The sequence below is a fragment of the Vibrio tapetis subsp. tapetis genome (assembly GCF_900233005.1).
GTDB classification, from domain to species: Bacteria; Pseudomonadota; Gammaproteobacteria; order Enterobacterales; family Vibrionaceae; genus Vibrio; species Vibrio tapetis.
In genome coordinates this window covers 853437-868474 of the sequence record NZ_LT960612.1, presented here as the reverse complement: position 1 = coordinate 868474, position 15038 = coordinate 853437, and the positions used below count along the sequence as shown (strand labels likewise).

Here is a 15038-nt window from a genome sequence, read left to right as displayed (position 1 = left end):
GTAAAGGAATTACTAACATGACCCGCCTGTCTTTTATTAAAGCAAACCCTAGCTCTGTTGATGAACTGATGTCATTACGAGTCAAGGATTCACAGCAACACTTGATTACAAACAACGAAAAGTGGCTAGTTCAAACGCTTATCCATAGTGAGAGCCTAACATTCGGTATCTACCACCAGCAAACAGCCGTTGGACTGGTCACTCTTCTCGATCCGCGCACAACTCAACAAGACACGGATCACTTTCAACCGAATTGCCTCTACGTATGGCGACTGATGATCGATCAACACCATCAAGGTGGAAGCTTTGGTATTCAAGCACTTAACTTTTGTAAAGAAATGGCGCAATTGTTGGGCCTAAACGGCGTCACCTTAACAACCATGGATACTGAAAAAGGCAACGCTCTGGAGTTTTACCTGTCCCATGGCTTCCAGCCCACAGGGCGTAGGCTTGACGGCGAAATTGAATTGCAGTGGACGATTTAACAGCCCCTAAGCGTCCTATCATTAGAGGCATGAAAGGTGACACATGCAGAAAAGCCAGCCATAGGGGGAATGGGCTGGCTTGATCTTATTGAGCAGGCTTTACATTATCTACGGTTGATCATACGTTTGAATTGGTGACGACGGCCACGTAGGGTCACCCCTAATCGCATGATGTTTTCTGGTGGCGCGATGCCGCTGTAACCGCCATCACCGATATGCACAATATCGGCCCCGGCGGCTTTAGACGCCATTGCCACTTGTTCAATGTAAGACTCCGTCGCCCCTTCTTGAGATGTACCAATCGCTAGCATGCCCAGCATGCCACTCGCGTGCACTGCCGACATCATTTCTTTCGCGGTATCGGCACACACACCCGGAGTGGTATACGGTGCCGGGAACATCATGATGTCTGCGCCCGCTTCAGCAAATCCAGGAACAATACTCAGGTTATAGTCGTTACCGACGCCACCGGCATGCATTTTCCCGGCGACTACGATGATGTCTTTTGACACGCTTCGAACTAAGCCAATGGCATCAAGAATCGTCTCTTGGGTTACACAGTTACCCGGATTTCCTGTTAGCATGACGTAATCAAGCCCAAGTTCTACCGCCTTTTCAACCGTTTCTTTAGTTACGGTTCTGCCGATATCCACGTTGCCAACACCCGTTGGAATTGGCTCTAAGTTGCATCCGATTAATCGGCCTGTTAACTTTTTAACCTCTTCAATAGACAGGTATTCGTCGGAAATTTCTGACAACACTTTGATTTGTGGATTCATTACATCCAAGCAATTGAGTGTGATCATATCTGCACCGAAAGCGGCCGCAATTTCAGGACCAGAAACAAGGTCGATTGGTGGTGTAATTGACACCACATTTTCGACCATAATGGTACGGCCTTCAGAGTTACGAATGCTCGTTACTATTTGCTCTCGTGACGCAACGCGAACGTCTTCCGACGTGTAATCAAATATGCGCTTCTTCATGGGCCTTGCTCCTTTGCAACTGATAATGAATAGCAACAATTTCTTCTGCTAACTCACGACACAACATCGTTGTCATAATATGATCTTGAATATGAGTCAGGATTAACGTCATGGTGACCTTACCTGCCCCTTCATCAAACCCGATCAATGAGGTTTGCGATTTATGTACTTGAACCAGCGCAGCATCTCCTGATTTAAGCAGAGCCTCCGCTTCGGTGAATTTGCCTTTTCTTGCTACTCGCATTGCTTCCATAAAAGCAGAACGAGCCTCACCAACCTGACACAGTAACGTCATCAAGAATTCTTCAGATATGTCTGATTCGCTGTTAATTTCGAACTGCATCTAAGTCGCCTCCGTTAACCGTGGTAGTCGTGCTTGGTGCTTTCTCTTCCATCGCTTTCTCCTCAGCTAGTAGCTGCCTTTCATGTACTTTAAGGAAAGGATAGAAAACAATGGAACTCACAATGATGCTGCTTAAAACAACCAGTGCTGCTGTGCCTGAGTTGGTCGCGATGATGGCACCAATTGGCGCTGGCATCGTCCAAGGTGGAATCGCGATGATCTTAGCGAGGAAGCCTGTTTTGAATGCCATCCACACAATAGCGGTATTCAAGGTTGGAGCGAGCATCCATGGAATGAAGTAGATAGGGTTCATGACAATTGGCGTACCGAAAATCACAGGCTCGTTGATATTAAACGTACCAGGAACAATCGACATTTTACCAATGGTTCTAAGTTGAGTGGCTTTAGAACGTATCATTAAGACAACTAAGCCCCACGTACCACCCGCCCCACCAACGAAGATGAAGAAGTCCATCACTGGGTTAATAAAGATAGCCGGAAGCGGCTCGCCTGCAGCTAACGCATCTTGGTTAAGACCAAGGTTGATCAATAGCATTGGACCAATAATACCGCCCACAACTGAACCACCGTGAATACCACTAAACCAAAGCATTTGAACCAAGAGAACCGCAATCAAACACGCAATGAAACTGTCAGAAGCAAGAACAAGTGGCTGGAACAACTGCATGATAGCCGACGGAATTTTCATCCCATATTGCTCAAGATACACGTTCATAGACATCACAATGATGGAAATGACCACGATAGGAATTAACAAGTCGAAAGAAGCCGAAATTTTTGGTGGTACAGCGGCTGGCATTTTGATTCGAATGTTGTATTTAATGAGTAAACGCTGCATTTCTGGGACAAATAAACCACAAATAATCGCAGTAAACGCTCCCGTACCCCCTAGGAATGCACCGGGTAATACGCCTCCGATATCGACGTTCACCATGGGTGCCGCTGCAAGTAAAAATGCAAACATCGACAGCATCCCGGTGTTCATCGGGCGCAGTTTGTACGCTTCAGCCAAACTAAAACCAATACCGAACGACGCGTACAAGGCGAATATACCCATGCTCAGTTGGAATGGGGTCATAATATTGTCGTGGCCGATTGCTGCAATCAACCCATGCCAGCCGTCGAAAAAGAAATTGCCTTCAGAAGGTGGGAACGCCAGCACTAGCAGCATAGAACCAACAATCAAAAATGGCATCGTTGATACAAATCCATCTTTAATCGCATTGACATGTTTCTGCGCCGAGATTTTACCTGCAACGGGAGCCACGACATTTTCTACAAAACTTAATACCTTATCAAAAATAGCCATTGTACTAACTCTCCACTGTTGTCTGTGCTGGGTACAATTCCATTGCTTGCGCCAAGACTGCGTCACCTTTTAATAGCCCGTAATCCATCATGTTGATCAGCCCGCACCCTTTACCTAATTGTGTTGCGGTTTTCTTGAATTCTTCATATTTGAATTTAACCTGTGGCGCCACTAAGCAGACATCGCTCCACTGAATGCACTCATCAAATTCAGCAATTGAATGAGCTGAAATTTCACAACTCACTCCTTTTTCCTTCGCTGCTTGCTCCATTTTGGTCACGAGCATGCTTGTCGACATTCCAGCGGCACAACATAAAAATATTTTCATTGTTCCTCTCCTTAGGTTTCTTTCCTACACTGAGAATAAAAAATGTAACCGGTTTCGGTAACCGGTTACATATATACCCCAACAATCACCACGTCGATCAATATTCATACAGCTTATGCTAGCGAGATCTAATTTTTAGTCGAGAATTAACTATGAAGAGTGATATAGGTCTATTGATAGAAACAACAGAAAGTTCCGAGATAAAGACATTACGAACGTATAACGGTGAGATTTAGGTAATATAAGTGACATAAAACTAGAGGGATAGTCTGCGAGTTATTACCGACAAGAACTCGGAAATCAGTTAAATGCTCACGATTAGGAGTGAGCACTTTTTAAGCATTATTGTTTAGCAGACTTGGTCGAGTCTCTAAGCACTAAATGACCACGCATCATTTCAGACTCAAATTCCAAAGTTCCGATGACTAACTGCTGAGCCACTTCCATTGCTCTCGCCATAATGGCTTGAATAGGTAGATCGATGGTGGTTAGGGACGGCGTAACAAACGCACTGCATGGATCGTTATCGATACTGACGATCGATACCTGCTCTGGCACGTTAACTCCCCTTTCGGTAAACGCTTTAATACAACCAACGGCAATGTCATCTGAAGCCGCCAAAATAGCACTGCCATATTGGCCACTATTTAACAGTTTCTGACCCGCCGCATAGCCTTCGATAAATCCAAACGGGCAATAACAATGACGAGATACTAAGCCTTGATCAGCCTGCGTTAATACGGCTTGCTCAAAACCTTCAGCACGGGAAATAGATGTCGGTGTTTTCGGCTCAGGTCCAACATACGTAATGTCACGGTGACCCAAAGCAATTAAGTGCTCCAACGCCATTTCAACAGCATGCTTTTGATCAAAAGCAATGGAATAGCCTGCTTCCTCTGGTAGCCTTCGTCCAACATTTACCAAAGGGATGTCGATCGACTTATTCAATGCGATGACCTGTTCACCTGATAGCATTCTGCTATATAGAACAATCACATCACATTTTTTTTCAACTAAGGAATGAACCGCCTCAAGTTCACTTTCGGCTTGGTTATGGCCATCAGCAATCAATAGCTGCTTACCCATTTTATCCGCGCTAACTGACGCTTGCTTGAGTAAGATACCAAAGTAACTGCCCGTAAAATCCGACAGTACCAAACCAATGCTATTACCGCTTTTTGTTGCCAATGCTTGTGCGACTGAACTCGGCTTATAATTAAGCTCTTTCATCACAGCAGTAACAAGCGCTCGTGTGCTCTCTTTGACTTGTCCTGTCCCATTAATTACACGCGAAACCGTTGCTTTGGAAACGCCCGCCATACGGGATACATCAGAAATTGTCGCCATCCATGCCTCTTAAGACCATAAACTACTGTTTAAATGGAAAGATAACAGAAAATCGATGTTTTAGAATATGGTTTATTGGCAATACGAGATAACAGTGTAATTAATACGCCTTTCCGCCAAGATCATGCTCTGTTAGAAACCTCTATTCTTCCAAAACTGGCCTTCGTCGCGGGCCACCACTTTAAACGTTTTCTCAGCGATCACGTTACCTTGCATTTCCAATACCATGTGCCATTCACCTAGGTTACTTTCTAGGCCATCTACTGGGTGCAAAAGTTGGATAGTGTCGCCGAGATAAAATGTCCAGTCGTTACTACCCACGTGCTCTTCACCATCAAATGGGGCAAGTACTTTGCCTTTTTTATTGATAATACCAGGATGAGTGATGCAATATTTCATGCGTTCACCTTTGGCTTTCTTAATATTTACAGTAAAACCAAATTCCACCTCTTCTTGTGCAACGATAGTCGTGGTGAATTCTTGGATTTTAGGCAGAGCTTTGGTACGAGAATCCCACGTGTTGTAGATCCCATACGAAATCATTTGAATCTGAGCAGAGCGTTTAGCCATGGTATGAAAAAGTCCGACATGTTGAAAATAAAACAAAGCACTCTAATGGTAGCGCGAATTTATACGACGCTCTAGCGCTATCGGGCTCAACCGCTTAAGCATTTGGTGCTGCAATAAAAAAGGCGAGCCATCATCAATGGCTCGCCTTTTTTGCTACTCATGATAGCTATTGGCGCTAAAACATGAGCACGAGAAGCTTGGTGCTATTCCGCGTTATCTTCGCCTTGAAATGCCGCTGCGATTCTTTTTAGCTCTTCTTGCTCTTTTAAGTTCGCTTCATCTTGCAGCGCGGCTTTTCTCTCTTTAAGGCTGCGACGCTCAGATTTAGTCAGGAACTTAACCGCTTTTTTATTTGCTAGCGCGTATGCCACGACATCTTCGCCCTTTTCTCTGCGCTCATTCACACGCTGAGAAAAACGTTCTTCATCTCTCGCTTTGCGCTCTGCAGCAGTTAACTTGCTCATATTTGTATCCTCATTAAATCATTATGGTCGAGGTTCACTACGCTCAATCAAACAGTGAGATTTGTAGTTCGTCCATATAGCAGAACGCGGCATATTAGCACAATAGTGACTTCTCTCTATATGGAATCGCCCTAAATCGACGTAATCTGTTTAACCCTAGTGACATTTGCTCTTAGGTGTACAATCTTTGAACCAATCTGCAAATTCTAAGGCCTAGTCTTGTATCTAAAAAAGAATGACATCAACCTGTAATTTGAAACGAGATAAACCGTAATTCACTGCACGTATCTCACCATCCTTAAGCGATGGCTTATAACACTTCAGGGATTCACCATGATAAAAATGCTGGTATGCGACTTCGATGGCACGCTCGATGGAGGATCTTCGTCTGGGGTAGAACAATTTACTGATTACTTGAATGAACACTCTGACTTAAGCTTTGTCATTGCGACAGGACGAACTCTCCCCCTAATTAAACAAGGGCTCGCTGGCAATAACTATCCGTTACCACGTACCATTATTAGTGACGTGGGCACACAAATTCATCACGGCCACGAGCTAACAACGGATTCCGAGTGGCAAAAAAATCTACACGCTAGCTGGAACAAACCCGCGGTACATAATGCGCTTCGCAACTTACGTTACCTTGGTGATTGTAACCCCAATCATCAAGGCCCCTATAAGTGCACTTTTGAGGGGAAGCTTGATAAGAAACAATATGACGAAATCGTCGCGATCCTACAGCAACACGGTGTGACCGTTGATCTCACTTATTCCCACGATTGGTATCTAGATGTCACACCGGAAGGCATCAACAAAGCCAGTGCCATTCATCATCTAATGGCTAAGAACAATTTGACAGCCAATGAAGTCTGCGTTGCCGGAGATTCCGCAAACGACACTGCCATGTTAACCATCTGCGGTATCAATTCCATTTTGGTCGCCAATCACTACAAGGAAGTGGCTCACTTATCTAAGTTGGAAAATGTTTACACCAGTAAAGCAACTCACGCGCAAGGCGTGTTGGAAGGGTTAAAGTTCTGGCAAGCATTTCAGGGCAATACTTAATGCGCGGTATCTGTGATTGGTGCCGTATCGCAACATATTGATCAAAAAAGGCGCTCGATACTTCGAGCGCCTTTCTATTTTCGTACAAATTGCCATACCCATTTAACAATTCGTACGTCCTTAAGTAAAAGACCTAGTCCGAGAAAACCGGGCCTCTTACTGAGCAGCTATCACACTGCTCTGCTCCCAACTGTTCGTTTATGCCAGTATATTTTGGAATATAATCAGTGACACCATGCCACTCACAACTACCCATACAAGATCAAAACGTAAGCTAACTATCGTACACACAATTGCGGCCAACACTTTCGGGTTATCAAGATTGAATGCCAGATCAGTGCCGGTACCCAACACTTCAACAGCGATGATCGCAGGTAACACCGTGATAGGAACGAAACGCAAAGTACGTTTTACTCGTTCAGACATCTCGAACGAACCGGCCATACCGATTACCGAAAAACGAATAACAAAAGTAATGGCTGCCATACCAAGTGTAAGAATGATGAATGTTGAATAATCCATAGTATTAGGCCTCGTTATTTGCGGTTGGCAGTGCAACGTGCACTTGTTCGGTTAATGTCTCTTCTTGTTTTTCCTGAGCTTGTGATTTTTTTATCAGCGCTTCAGCTTCCTCACGTTCAGTCGCGAGATCCATCTGATAACCAGCAAAAACACCAATCGCGGCGGCAATGACTAAACCTAATGAATGCGGAAGGCCAGACAAAAGAATGCCTGATACGGTTGCCACAACGGCTGCGATAATACACTCACGACTTTTTACCTGAGGAATAACAATCGCTATAAATGCTGCAACCATCGCAAACTCTAAGCCATAGTTGGCAATATCAGGGAATGAACTTCCCACCAAAGCACCTAGCAAATTCGCAATTACCCAGTTAGCCCAGAAGCCGCCCATTGCAGCAAGATAAAACCAATGACGGCCTTCTTTTTCTTCTCTCACCTCAGTAATTGTTGCGGCGTAAACTTCGTCAGTTAAGCCATAAGACATCAGCATACGGATATGGAGGGGATATTCTTTTGCATGCTCAGATAAAGAAGCACTGTATAAAATGTGACGAAGATTAATAATGAATGTCGTCAACATGATAACGGCCATACTCGCGCCAGACTGAAAAAGACCCAGCGCCACCATTTGTGCAGATCCGGCGAAAACAGTAAACGCCCACAGCGTACTTTGAAAGACATCCATGCCAGCTTGAATACTTACCGCTCCAACTATAAAAGAAAAAGGGAAAGCGCCAATACACAACGGAGCAATTACCTTAAAGCCCGCACTCATCAGTTGTTTCTTCATACCAATCAACCCATAGGTTTATGTCAAATTATTTTATGAATGCAACTTTATTTGATATCGCAACTTTTGCAAGTAATTTTAACTGCAAATTAATTTGATCACGCATCCAGATCAATTTTAGCGCTATTAACCTCACAAAATAGGCACGAATTGTGACTTTCGTCACGTTTAATGTAATACTAAGTTTTCTTTATGCAATTATTTTTGCATTATTGTTTGCAAGATAATTTGCACAATAACCTTCAAGGCTCCACAACAAATCTTTGAAGATTAAAACAAACATTAAAGGTAGAACCTATGAAAACTGTAGTTACTTCTCCGTCAGCTCCTGCTGCTATTGGTCCTTACTCTCACGGTACTGAATTCAACGGCATGATCTTTACATCAGGTCAACTTCCGGTTGATAGCGCAACAGGTAAAGTAGTTGAAGGTGGCATCACCGAGCAAAGCGTTCAGTCTCTTAAGAACTTAGTGAGTGTTCTAGAAGCAGGTGGTGGTAACGCAGAAACAGTCCTAAAAACGACCTGTTACTTAGCGAACATCTCTGATTTCGCCGCCTTCAACGCCGTTTACGCAGATCTATTCAAAACAGACTGCCCAGCACGTAGCTGCTTTGCAGTAAAAGACTTGCCATTAGGCGTTCTTGTCGAAGTTGAAGCTATCGCTCACAAAAAATAAGGGTCTGTTATGAAAGCTCAATGGAAACAATATATCGACATCATTAACTCAGTCGTTAAACCTGCTCTTGGCTGTACTGAGCCAATTTCAGCTGCATACGCAAGCAGTGCTGTAGCTCAAATGCTGGGTGGCGCGCCAGAAACTCTGAAAGTCTTTGTATCAGACAACCTGTACAAAAACTCAATGGGTGTTTTTGTTCCTGGTACTGGCAAAATTGGCCTTCCAATTGCTGCTGCGTCTGGTGCTGTTGCGGGTGATTTCGAGGCTGGCCTTGAAGTACTAGCTAAAATCAATGCAGATGACGTAACTAAAGCTCAAGCAATGATCGATGCTGGTAATGTTGAAGTATCTCGTGAAAAAACAGACGAGTTCATTTTCTGCCGAGCGATCGCAACCCTTGGTGACAACACCGCAGAAATCACGATCAGCGGTGGCCATACTCGCATCGTTGAGAAGAAATTAAACGGTGAAATCACATTCGCGACAGACGAAGCGACAGCTTGTGGCTCAACGGCTTCAATTTGTGAAGGTGTTGATATAAGCATTCAAGGTATTTACGAGTTCGCGACTCAAGCCGATTTTGCCGACATCGAATTTATCCTACAAGCTCGTGATCTTAATGTCGCACTTTCACAAGAAGGCCTAGACAATAAATACGGTTTGGAAATTGGCCGTACAATGGGAAGCAGCATGGCTGAAGGCCTAATGAGCCCTAGCCTTTCTGCGGATATCCTTATGTACACTTCTGCCGCTTCAGATGCTCGTATGGGTGGTGCGACACTACCGGCAATGAGCAACTATGGCAGCGGTAACCAAGGTATCGCGGCAACAATCCCAGTGGTAAAAACAGCTGAATTTGTTAAAGCTGACGATGAAAAATTGGCTCGTGCGCTGATTCTTAGCCATCTAGGCGCTGTTTACATCAAATCTCACTACCCACCTCTTTGTGCATTCTGTGGTAACACAGCGACAAGTTCAGCGGCGTCTATGGCGATGGTTTACTTGAAAGGCGGAAGTTTTGAGCAATCTTGTTCTGCTATTAAAAATGTACTAAGCGATACTTCGGGAATGGTGTGTGACGGTGCAAAATCTACCTGTGCGATGAAAGTCGGTAGTTCATCACAAGCCGCAATGAAAGGCATGCTCTTAGCTCTAAACAATCAGTCTATCGATGACCAAGGTGTTATTGCTAACGATGTTGAAAAAACCATACGTAATATCGGCCGAATGGTCAGTACTGGTATGGCAATTACCGACAAAGAAATCATTGATATCATGTCCTCTTAAGGTGCATAATCGCTACTTCATTATTGGAGTAGCGTTTTTCATTCTATGTCTAACGTTCTTTCATTTACTAATAAACAGGCCAAGAGGAAGCTTTCATGCTCGTCACATTATCGTTAAGTGATAAATTGATTTTGCAGGCTACGTTTAATGTCGTAGATGGAATTGCTGCTATGTACGGAAATCATACCGAAGTTGTATTACACAGTTTAGACATTGATAACCCGTCTATTATTAAAATCGCCAATGGTCACGTGACCGATCGCGATATTGGTGCCCCGATCACTAATTTAGCCCTCGAAAAGCTGAAAACGGGTATCGACGTTTCTGAACCGTACTTCAGTAAAGGGCCACAAGGCAAACTTCTGCGTTCGGTAACCACACTGATCCGCAATGACATCGGTAAAGCGATTGGACTCCTTTGTATCAACTCGAATATGGATGCCCCTATCCATTCGCTGTTTAGCAGTATGGTTCCTAATAGCAATTCTATTTCCAATACGATGACGTCCCCTGAAACTTTTTCTAAAAGCCCGGACGAAATGCTAAACGACACCATTGCTAAGATCAGAAAAGAAGCCATGATGGACCAAGGTATTTCGCCATCAAAAAGAAATAGAATTATTGTAGAAAAGCTCTATGACAACGGCACGTTTAATATTAAAGATGCCATTGTAACAACGGCCACTAATTTGCAAGTATCTAGAGATACCGTATACCGTTACGTGCGAGAGATTAAGAGTGAGCAACAGGCTCGATCTGAAGAGTCAAAATCTGCGATGGCGTAATTCTCGTGGATTCAAAGATTTCTATAGTAAGCAGGCATCAGCCTGCTTTTTCTCTATTTGCCAAGTCGCCTTCTATTCGCACTTATTCAGTTACAGTAAAACTGAATAAGTGATACCTAATTGCGCCAAATAATAGGTCACCATAAGGAATACCTGCTTAACCTGACTTGGCTGCTTAAAACGATGAAAAGCCAACGTCAAATCCGAAACCAAAAAAATCAATGCTCCTGAAAATGCCACGATACTCATCATACTAGGGACGGTCAAATACAGCTCTCCAGCCGCCCAAGCCATTTGAATAATAACCAGCATATACACAGTGACGGGGATTAACATTGCATTTAAATACGGCAGTAAAATCAAGACGATCATGATTCCAGCTGAAAACAACACCGCAGGCAACCACCAAACCATGTCCCCTTCAACGAGCATCCAAAATGCTCCGCTATAAAAAAGATGTGCCATTAAAAATGCCACTAACCCAGGTATAAACTTATCTCTAGGCTGCATTAAAAACACATCACCAATGGCAGACATCACTAACCCGCTAACAATAAGCCACGCGTAGCGAGTCAAGCCAACATCGGGGGCAGAGTTCAGAAAAATCGCCACCATCATGAGCACGATAGGTATGGGTTTAAATAAGTAGTACCGCCAATTAGGTGCGTGGGAAATAGCGGAAATATGTAACGCTCCGCTAATCACGATGGCAAGTAATAGTGCGTTATTCATCCATGTCATCATCATGATGTGCGATAAGCTCTTCATACGATTTTAACGCATGAAATTTCTCTACAACGTTTTGATAAACATGTGGATCGTTGCTTTTATGTAAGCCTGTATCTACTGCTGCCATATCGGAGGAAGGCACCATCAGAGCTCTTAGCTCTACCTCTGGTGCTTTCCAATACGCAAGGGCTAAAATCAGTACGAATAGCGGAAGCCCTAGATACAATGGGTGAACGAGAAGACCAAAAAAAGAAAAAACCAATGCCACGACAAGTGAGCGCTTCACTTTATCCAGCGCCGTGTAGTTTTTGACATACAGTCGGTCCATTTTCGCAATTGCAATAACGGAATCGCCTACTTTTAAACCTGACGAGGTCATATGAGGAGCTTCAACTTTTTTGAACATCTGAACTAACTATTCCTTTAGCGCTGGTAAGTACGAAGATAAATAAAATTATCATATAAGTTCATCATCTTATGTGCTCAAATCGACAAAGTTACCAGCTAAATCGTGTTTGAGCGGTTGTTAGCTAGGCAAAACGAGAATCCCCAAAGGTTCGAGAAGTTGCTCTTGCTGCCATTCGCATATTTTAACCCCTTCCAGTGATACTCTTCGTATATCGAGCCCGTTCAGCTCTACGTGGGTCAAATCACTGTTCTCAAGACGGAACGTCCCCCAACTCTCTGGGGAAAACTCACCTCGAGATAAATCTGATCCCCTAAATGACGCATTATCTAAATTTGCCCCATTCCACCTGTTTTCAAATAGATCGCACTTTTCGATGCAGGCCATTTCGAAATTGGTGTATGACAAATTACAACCCGTAATATAAGCCGAACAAAAGTACACTTGGTGACTGACTCGATTAGCAAAGTTGGCTTTCATAAAATTTGCCCCCTTTAAATCACACCCGCGAAACTCAACCCCAAAGCAATTCGCACCAACAAAGTAGCTCATTGATAAACGGCAATCTTTAAAGCTCGCGTCTTTAAGGTTTGCGAACTCAAAATTACAGCCTTCAATAGCGCCACTTTCAATGAACCGACAATCTATGAACTGCGCTTCGCGAAGATCGGCACGACTAAAATCGCAATTATAAAAAGCACAGTTTTCGAATCTAGCAAATTGCAGATCTTGGTGAGAAAAAGTCTGTCCTTCGAATGTTTTTGCACTATGGTCCATGGTTTTCCTTAAATGTTGATTCCGGCCTCTATTAGGTGAAGCCTTAATTTCTGATAGGCTAACATCTCAAGACCTTGTTTTCCCACAAAAACAAAACCTTAAAAACCAACAACTTAAAAACCCTCAAAATAGCCATTTCTACCCCCTAAATGGCCACGCTAACACAGTTGATTTTCAACATTCGAATGCGGGTGATAGAAAAATAGTTTAAGAGCGTAAGGGAGAGCACAGAAAGGGAGGTGGTTTGAAAAGCTATAGCGTTCAAAGCTCGCAGGACACGAGCTTCATATTGTTCATTTATGAGAAGGTTGACGCTCAGCTAGGGGTTTGTATTTTCTCATTCTGTTCAACTGGCTGTTCAGTTTCATCTCGTTCATCACTTTGACTCTGATCGTCGTCTTGTTCTTGGTAGTGTTTCACAACAAACGGAGTCAGCATGACTGAGGAAGGAAAAAATCGTTTCATAGCAATTACCCTCTGACGAATTCAATTGGATTTAACTATATCAACTAACTCGCTTACCAAAATAAAAAAGACCCTCAAATGAGAGTCTAATCCACTATTTTAATATGGATATTTAGGCTGTCTGTTTATGCAATTAACAACTGCTTAAGTTCGAACCAGTTTTTGACTTGAAAATGAGGTTCGATATGATCCGGTTTAGCATCGCCATCCCAATTGATCCAACAGGTTTCGACACCAGCGTTGATCCCTCCGAGTACATCAGAATGAACATTGTCGCCCACCATCAATACTTTCTGTCTATCTGGTTGCCCCATCTTAGCCAACGCAAAATCGAAAATAGCACGGTCTGGCTTTGCAACACCAATCTCTTCTGAGATGATCACATGTTGAAAATAGTCTGTCAGACCTGTTTTCTCTAGACGAATTTGTTGCAACTGAGTAAAACCGTTCGTAATAATACCCAACTGAGCTTGGTTACCGATCAAATCGAGTAGCTCTTTTACACCAGGCAGTACCTGACAAATATCGGCCATTGCCTCAAGAAACAAGCGATTTAATTCATGGGCTGTTGTACTCAACTTTTCAGCCCAAGATAGAAATCGATCTTGTTGCAATTGGCCTGCTGTAATCTCTCCATTTTGGTATTGCACCCAAAGTGGCTTATTGATGCGTTGATATTCCGAAAAGTCTTGCTCTGTAAAGGTGACACCCAACCGAGCAAACATCGTTTGTAAGCCTTTCAATGCGTCAAAGCTAAACAAGGTTTCATCTGCATCAAACAGTATCCAATCGTATTTCATCGTCGTACTCCATAAATGACACGTTAGTTTACCGCGCACACGACTAGAAAGTAAAACTCATACGACAGGAATCACTTGCTGTGTATCGGGCTCCAATCTGAAACGCCATACTTGCCAAGAATACGTCGAAGTTCACCTGATTTCCTCATTGAATCGACCTGTTTATCAAACTCATCAGCCCATTCTTGAGCTCGTGAGTCTTTCGGCGTAAAACCCACCATGGCGGGTTCCGCATCTAGGCACCCGACCTGTTTCACATTGCCTTTGAGTCCCGATTGCACAAGATAAAACTCCATCACGGCTTCGTCTTCTACCACGACATCTACTCGCTGCGCTTGAACTAGCTCTATCAAACGTGACAGGGCTTTATCATTATCACCGCTATAAACGTAAATTTGACTGTCTCGATATTGCCAGATATGTGAATCAATAACGCCATAGGTATAACCTCCTATGACACCCAAGACCACCTGCCTGAGCGACTCTGGTTGCTCATAGTGCCAACGACTGTGTTTACCTACGTAAAAACAATTTCGGATTTCACCAACGCCCTCTTTCGGGTAGATCAAATTCGGTGCATCCGAGGCTAGCAACCCCACAATCCCTGCATATTTGCCCGACTGTGTTTCCTTTATCTGACGTTTGAATGGCTTGGGTTCATATTCAATGCTATAGCCCATGTTACGAAATGCAGCATTAACAATTTCCACACTGAACCCCGGCATTTGAGCTTGAACGTTGGTTTCTCCAGCAAAGACAAATGGCCTCCAATCTTCCGTTGTAAACAGTAACGATTCAGCCTGAGAATACCCACTGGATAAAATAAGCAAGGAAGAGAGCACGAGCCTCCACCTTTTTGATTTCGACACATTTCG

The 15038-nt window shown here is 43.6% G+C and carries 20 protein-coding genes; 5 read left to right on the top strand and 15 right to left on the bottom strand.

Annotated features, from left to right (window positions below; genetic code table 11):
- Positions 1–17: 17 nt before the first annotated feature.
- Positions 18–485 carry a GNAT family N-acetyltransferase gene (locus VTAP4600_RS20955; protein WP_102524700.1) on the top strand — a complete coding sequence of 156 codons (468 nt, stop codon included), beginning with the start codon at positions 18–20 and terminating at the stop codon, positions 483–485.
- 104 nt (positions 486–589) lie between these two features.
- Here the strand turns inward: VTAP4600_RS20955 and VTAP4600_RS20950 are convergent, their stop codons facing one another.
- The 7 genes from VTAP4600_RS20950 to VTAP4600_RS20920 all read right to left on the bottom strand — a co-directional run bounded on the left by VTAP4600_RS20950 (position 590) and on the right by VTAP4600_RS20920 (position 5853).
- The gene (locus tag VTAP4600_RS20950) at positions 590–1471 is read right to left on the bottom strand and encodes a DUF7916 family protein (RefSeq protein WP_102524699.1); all 882 of its coding nucleotides are present in this window, start codon (positions 1469–1471) and stop codon (positions 590–592) included.
- Complete coding sequence (locus tag VTAP4600_RS20945; protein WP_102524698.1) at positions 1452–1814, bottom strand: PTS lactose/cellobiose transporter subunit IIA; 363 nt, start codon at positions 1812–1814, stop codon at positions 1452–1454. Before VTAP4600_RS20945 ends, VTAP4600_RS20950 begins: the two co-directional genes overlap by 20 nt.
- A complete protein-coding gene (locus VTAP4600_RS20940) occupies positions 1798–3144 on the bottom strand; it encodes a PTS sugar transporter subunit IIC (RefSeq protein WP_102524697.1) in 1347 nt (448 codons plus the stop codon). Before VTAP4600_RS20940 ends, VTAP4600_RS20945 begins: the two co-directional genes overlap by 17 nt.
- 4 nt (positions 3145–3148) lie before the next feature.
- A complete protein-coding gene (locus VTAP4600_RS20935; protein WP_102524696.1) occupies positions 3149–3472 on the bottom strand; it encodes a PTS sugar transporter subunit IIB in 324 nt (107 codons plus the stop codon).
- 342 nt (positions 3473–3814) lie between these two features.
- Positions 3815–4819, bottom strand: a complete 1005-nt coding sequence (locus VTAP4600_RS20930; protein ID WP_102524695.1) for a LacI family DNA-binding transcriptional regulator — start codon at positions 4817–4819, stop codon at positions 3815–3817.
- Between the two features lie 132 nt (positions 4820–4951).
- Positions 4952–5389 (bottom strand): DUF3859 domain-containing protein, encoded by a 438-nt coding sequence (locus VTAP4600_RS20925; RefSeq protein ID WP_102524694.1) that lies wholly within the window; start codon positions 5387–5389, stop codon positions 4952–4954.
- 203 nt (positions 5390–5592) lie between these two features.
- Positions 5593–5853, bottom strand: coding sequence for a DNA polymerase III subunit epsilon (locus tag VTAP4600_RS20920; RefSeq protein ID WP_102524693.1), 261 nt, complete (start codon positions 5851–5853; stop codon positions 5593–5595).
- Positions 5854–6186: 333 nt separating this feature from the next.
- Here VTAP4600_RS20920 and VTAP4600_RS20915 point away from each other — a divergent pair, with 333 nt between their 5' ends.
- Positions 6187–6921 (top strand): HAD-IIB family hydrolase, encoded by a 735-nt coding sequence (locus VTAP4600_RS20915; protein WP_102524692.1) that lies wholly within the window; start codon positions 6187–6189, stop codon positions 6919–6921.
- Positions 6922–7119: 198 nt separating this feature from the next.
- Here the strand turns inward: VTAP4600_RS20915 and VTAP4600_RS20910 are convergent, their stop codons facing one another.
- Positions 7120–7443: an AzlD domain-containing protein gene (locus VTAP4600_RS20910; protein ID WP_102524691.1), complete on the bottom strand. Its 324-nt coding sequence runs from the start codon at positions 7441–7443 to the stop codon at positions 7120–7122.
- Between the two features lie 4 nt (positions 7444–7447).
- Entirely contained in the window at positions 7448–8236 is a 789-nt protein-coding gene (locus tag VTAP4600_RS20905) for an AzlC family ABC transporter permease (protein ID WP_102524690.1), read from the bottom strand.
- 297 nt (positions 8237–8533) lie between these two features.
- Here VTAP4600_RS20905 and VTAP4600_RS20900 point away from each other — a divergent pair, with 297 nt between their 5' ends.
- From VTAP4600_RS20900 to VTAP4600_RS20890, 3 genes are all read left to right on the top strand, one after another.
- Complete coding sequence (locus VTAP4600_RS20900; RefSeq protein ID WP_102524689.1) at positions 8534–8914, top strand: Rid family detoxifying hydrolase; 381 nt, start codon at positions 8534–8536, stop codon at positions 8912–8914.
- Between the two features lie 9 nt (positions 8915–8923).
- The gene (locus VTAP4600_RS20895) at positions 8924–10201 is read left to right on the top strand and encodes an L-cysteine desulfidase family protein (RefSeq protein ID WP_102524688.1); all 1278 of its coding nucleotides are present in this window, start codon (positions 8924–8926) and stop codon (positions 10199–10201) included.
- 95 nt (positions 10202–10296) lie between these two features.
- Positions 10297–10986: a helix-turn-helix transcriptional regulator gene (locus VTAP4600_RS20890; RefSeq protein WP_102524687.1), complete on the top strand. Its 690-nt coding sequence runs from the start codon at positions 10297–10299 to the stop codon at positions 10984–10986.
- A 90-nt stretch (positions 10987–11076) separates the two neighbouring features.
- On the opposite strand, the gene VTAP4600_RS20885 is transcribed toward VTAP4600_RS20890, so the two are convergent.
- The 6 genes from VTAP4600_RS20885 to VTAP4600_RS20865 all read right to left on the bottom strand — a co-directional run bounded on the left by VTAP4600_RS20885 (position 11077) and on the right by VTAP4600_RS20865 (position 15005).
- Positions 11077–11718 (bottom strand): lysoplasmalogenase, encoded by a 642-nt coding sequence (locus tag VTAP4600_RS20885; protein WP_231897989.1) that lies wholly within the window; start codon positions 11716–11718, stop codon positions 11077–11079.
- Positions 11711–12121, bottom strand: a complete 411-nt coding sequence (locus VTAP4600_RS20880) for a hypothetical protein (protein ID WP_102524686.1) — start codon at positions 12119–12121, stop codon at positions 11711–11713. Before VTAP4600_RS20880 ends, VTAP4600_RS20885 begins: the two co-directional genes overlap by 8 nt.
- 120 nt (positions 12122–12241) lie before the next feature.
- Positions 12242–12898 (bottom strand): Qnr family pentapeptide repeat protein, encoded by a 657-nt coding sequence (locus VTAP4600_RS20875; protein ID WP_102524685.1) that lies wholly within the window; start codon positions 12896–12898, stop codon positions 12242–12244.
- Between the two features lie 315 nt (positions 12899–13213).
- Complete coding sequence (locus VTAP4600_RS26020) at positions 13214–13363, bottom strand: hypothetical protein (protein WP_172443194.1); 150 nt, start codon at positions 13361–13363, stop codon at positions 13214–13216.
- A gap of 125 nt (positions 13364–13488) precedes the next feature.
- Positions 13489–14163, bottom strand: coding sequence for a pyrimidine 5'-nucleotidase (gene yjjG, locus VTAP4600_RS20870; RefSeq protein ID WP_102524684.1), 675 nt, complete (start codon positions 14161–14163; stop codon positions 13489–13491).
- Positions 14164–14234: 71 nt separating this feature from the next.
- Complete coding sequence (locus VTAP4600_RS20865; protein ID WP_172443193.1) at positions 14235–15005, bottom strand: substrate-binding periplasmic protein; 771 nt, start codon at positions 15003–15005, stop codon at positions 14235–14237.
- Positions 15006–15038 lie beyond the last annotated feature (33 nt).

What these genes read in the sequence shown, in the direction of transcription:
- VTAP4600_RS20895 (WP_102524688.1), top strand. Translation starts at nt 8,924, where the DNA reads ATGAAAGCTCAATGGAAACAATATATCGACATCATTAACTCAGTCGTT.
- VTAP4600_RS26020 (WP_172443194.1), bottom strand. Translation starts at nt 13,363, where the DNA reads ATGAAACGATTTTTTCCTTCCTCAGTCATGCTGACTCCGTTTGTTGTG.
- VTAP4600_RS20950 (WP_102524699.1), bottom strand. Translation starts at nt 1,471, where the DNA reads ATGAAGAAGCGCATATTTGATTACACGTCGGAAGACGTTCGCGTTGCG.
- yjjG (WP_102524684.1), bottom strand. Translation starts at nt 14,163, where the DNA reads ATGAAATACGATTGGATACTGTTTGATGCAGATGAAACCTTGTTTAGC.
- VTAP4600_RS20880 (WP_102524686.1), bottom strand. Translation starts at nt 12,121, where the DNA reads ATGTTCAAAAAAGTTGAAGCTCCTCATATGACCTCGTCAGGTTTAAAA.
- VTAP4600_RS20925 (WP_102524694.1), bottom strand. Translation starts at nt 5,389, where the DNA reads ATGGCTAAACGCTCTGCTCAGATTCAAATGATTTCGTATGGGATCTAC.
- VTAP4600_RS20945 (WP_102524698.1), bottom strand. Translation starts at nt 1,814, where the DNA reads ATGCAGTTCGAAATTAACAGCGAATCAGACATATCTGAAGAATTCTTG.
- VTAP4600_RS20915 (WP_102524692.1), top strand. Translation starts at nt 6,187, where the DNA reads ATGATAAAAATGCTGGTATGCGACTTCGATGGCACGCTCGATGGAGGA.
- VTAP4600_RS20875 (WP_102524685.1), bottom strand. Translation starts at nt 12,898, where the DNA reads ATGGACCATAGTGCAAAAACATTCGAAGGACAGACTTTTTCTCACCAA.
- VTAP4600_RS20885 (WP_231897989.1), bottom strand. Translation starts at nt 11,718, where the DNA reads ATGAATAACGCACTATTACTTGCCATCGTGATTAGCGGAGCGTTACAT.
- VTAP4600_RS20905 (WP_102524690.1), bottom strand. Translation starts at nt 8,236, where the DNA reads ATGAAGAAACAACTGATGAGTGCGGGCTTTAAGGTAATTGCTCCGTTG.
- VTAP4600_RS20940 (WP_102524697.1), bottom strand. Translation starts at nt 3,144, where the DNA reads ATGGCTATTTTTGATAAGGTATTAAGTTTTGTAGAAAATGTCGTGGCT.
- VTAP4600_RS20920 (WP_102524693.1), bottom strand. Translation starts at nt 5,853, where the DNA reads ATGAGCAAGTTAACTGCTGCAGAGCGCAAAGCGAGAGATGAAGAACGT.
- VTAP4600_RS20930 (WP_102524695.1), bottom strand. Translation starts at nt 4,819, where the DNA reads ATGGCGACAATTTCTGATGTATCCCGTATGGCGGGCGTTTCCAAAGCA.
- VTAP4600_RS20910 (WP_102524691.1), bottom strand. Translation starts at nt 7,443, where the DNA reads ATGGATTATTCAACATTCATCATTCTTACACTTGGTATGGCAGCCATT.
- VTAP4600_RS20890 (WP_102524687.1), top strand. Translation starts at nt 10,297, where the DNA reads ATGCTCGTCACATTATCGTTAAGTGATAAATTGATTTTGCAGGCTACG.
- VTAP4600_RS20900 (WP_102524689.1), top strand. Translation starts at nt 8,534, where the DNA reads ATGAAAACTGTAGTTACTTCTCCGTCAGCTCCTGCTGCTATTGGTCCT.
- VTAP4600_RS20955 (WP_102524700.1), top strand. Translation starts at nt 18, where the DNA reads ATGACCCGCCTGTCTTTTATTAAAGCAAACCCTAGCTCTGTTGATGAA.
- VTAP4600_RS20935 (WP_102524696.1), bottom strand. Translation starts at nt 3,472, where the DNA reads ATGAAAATATTTTTATGTTGTGCCGCTGGAATGTCGACAAGCATGCTC.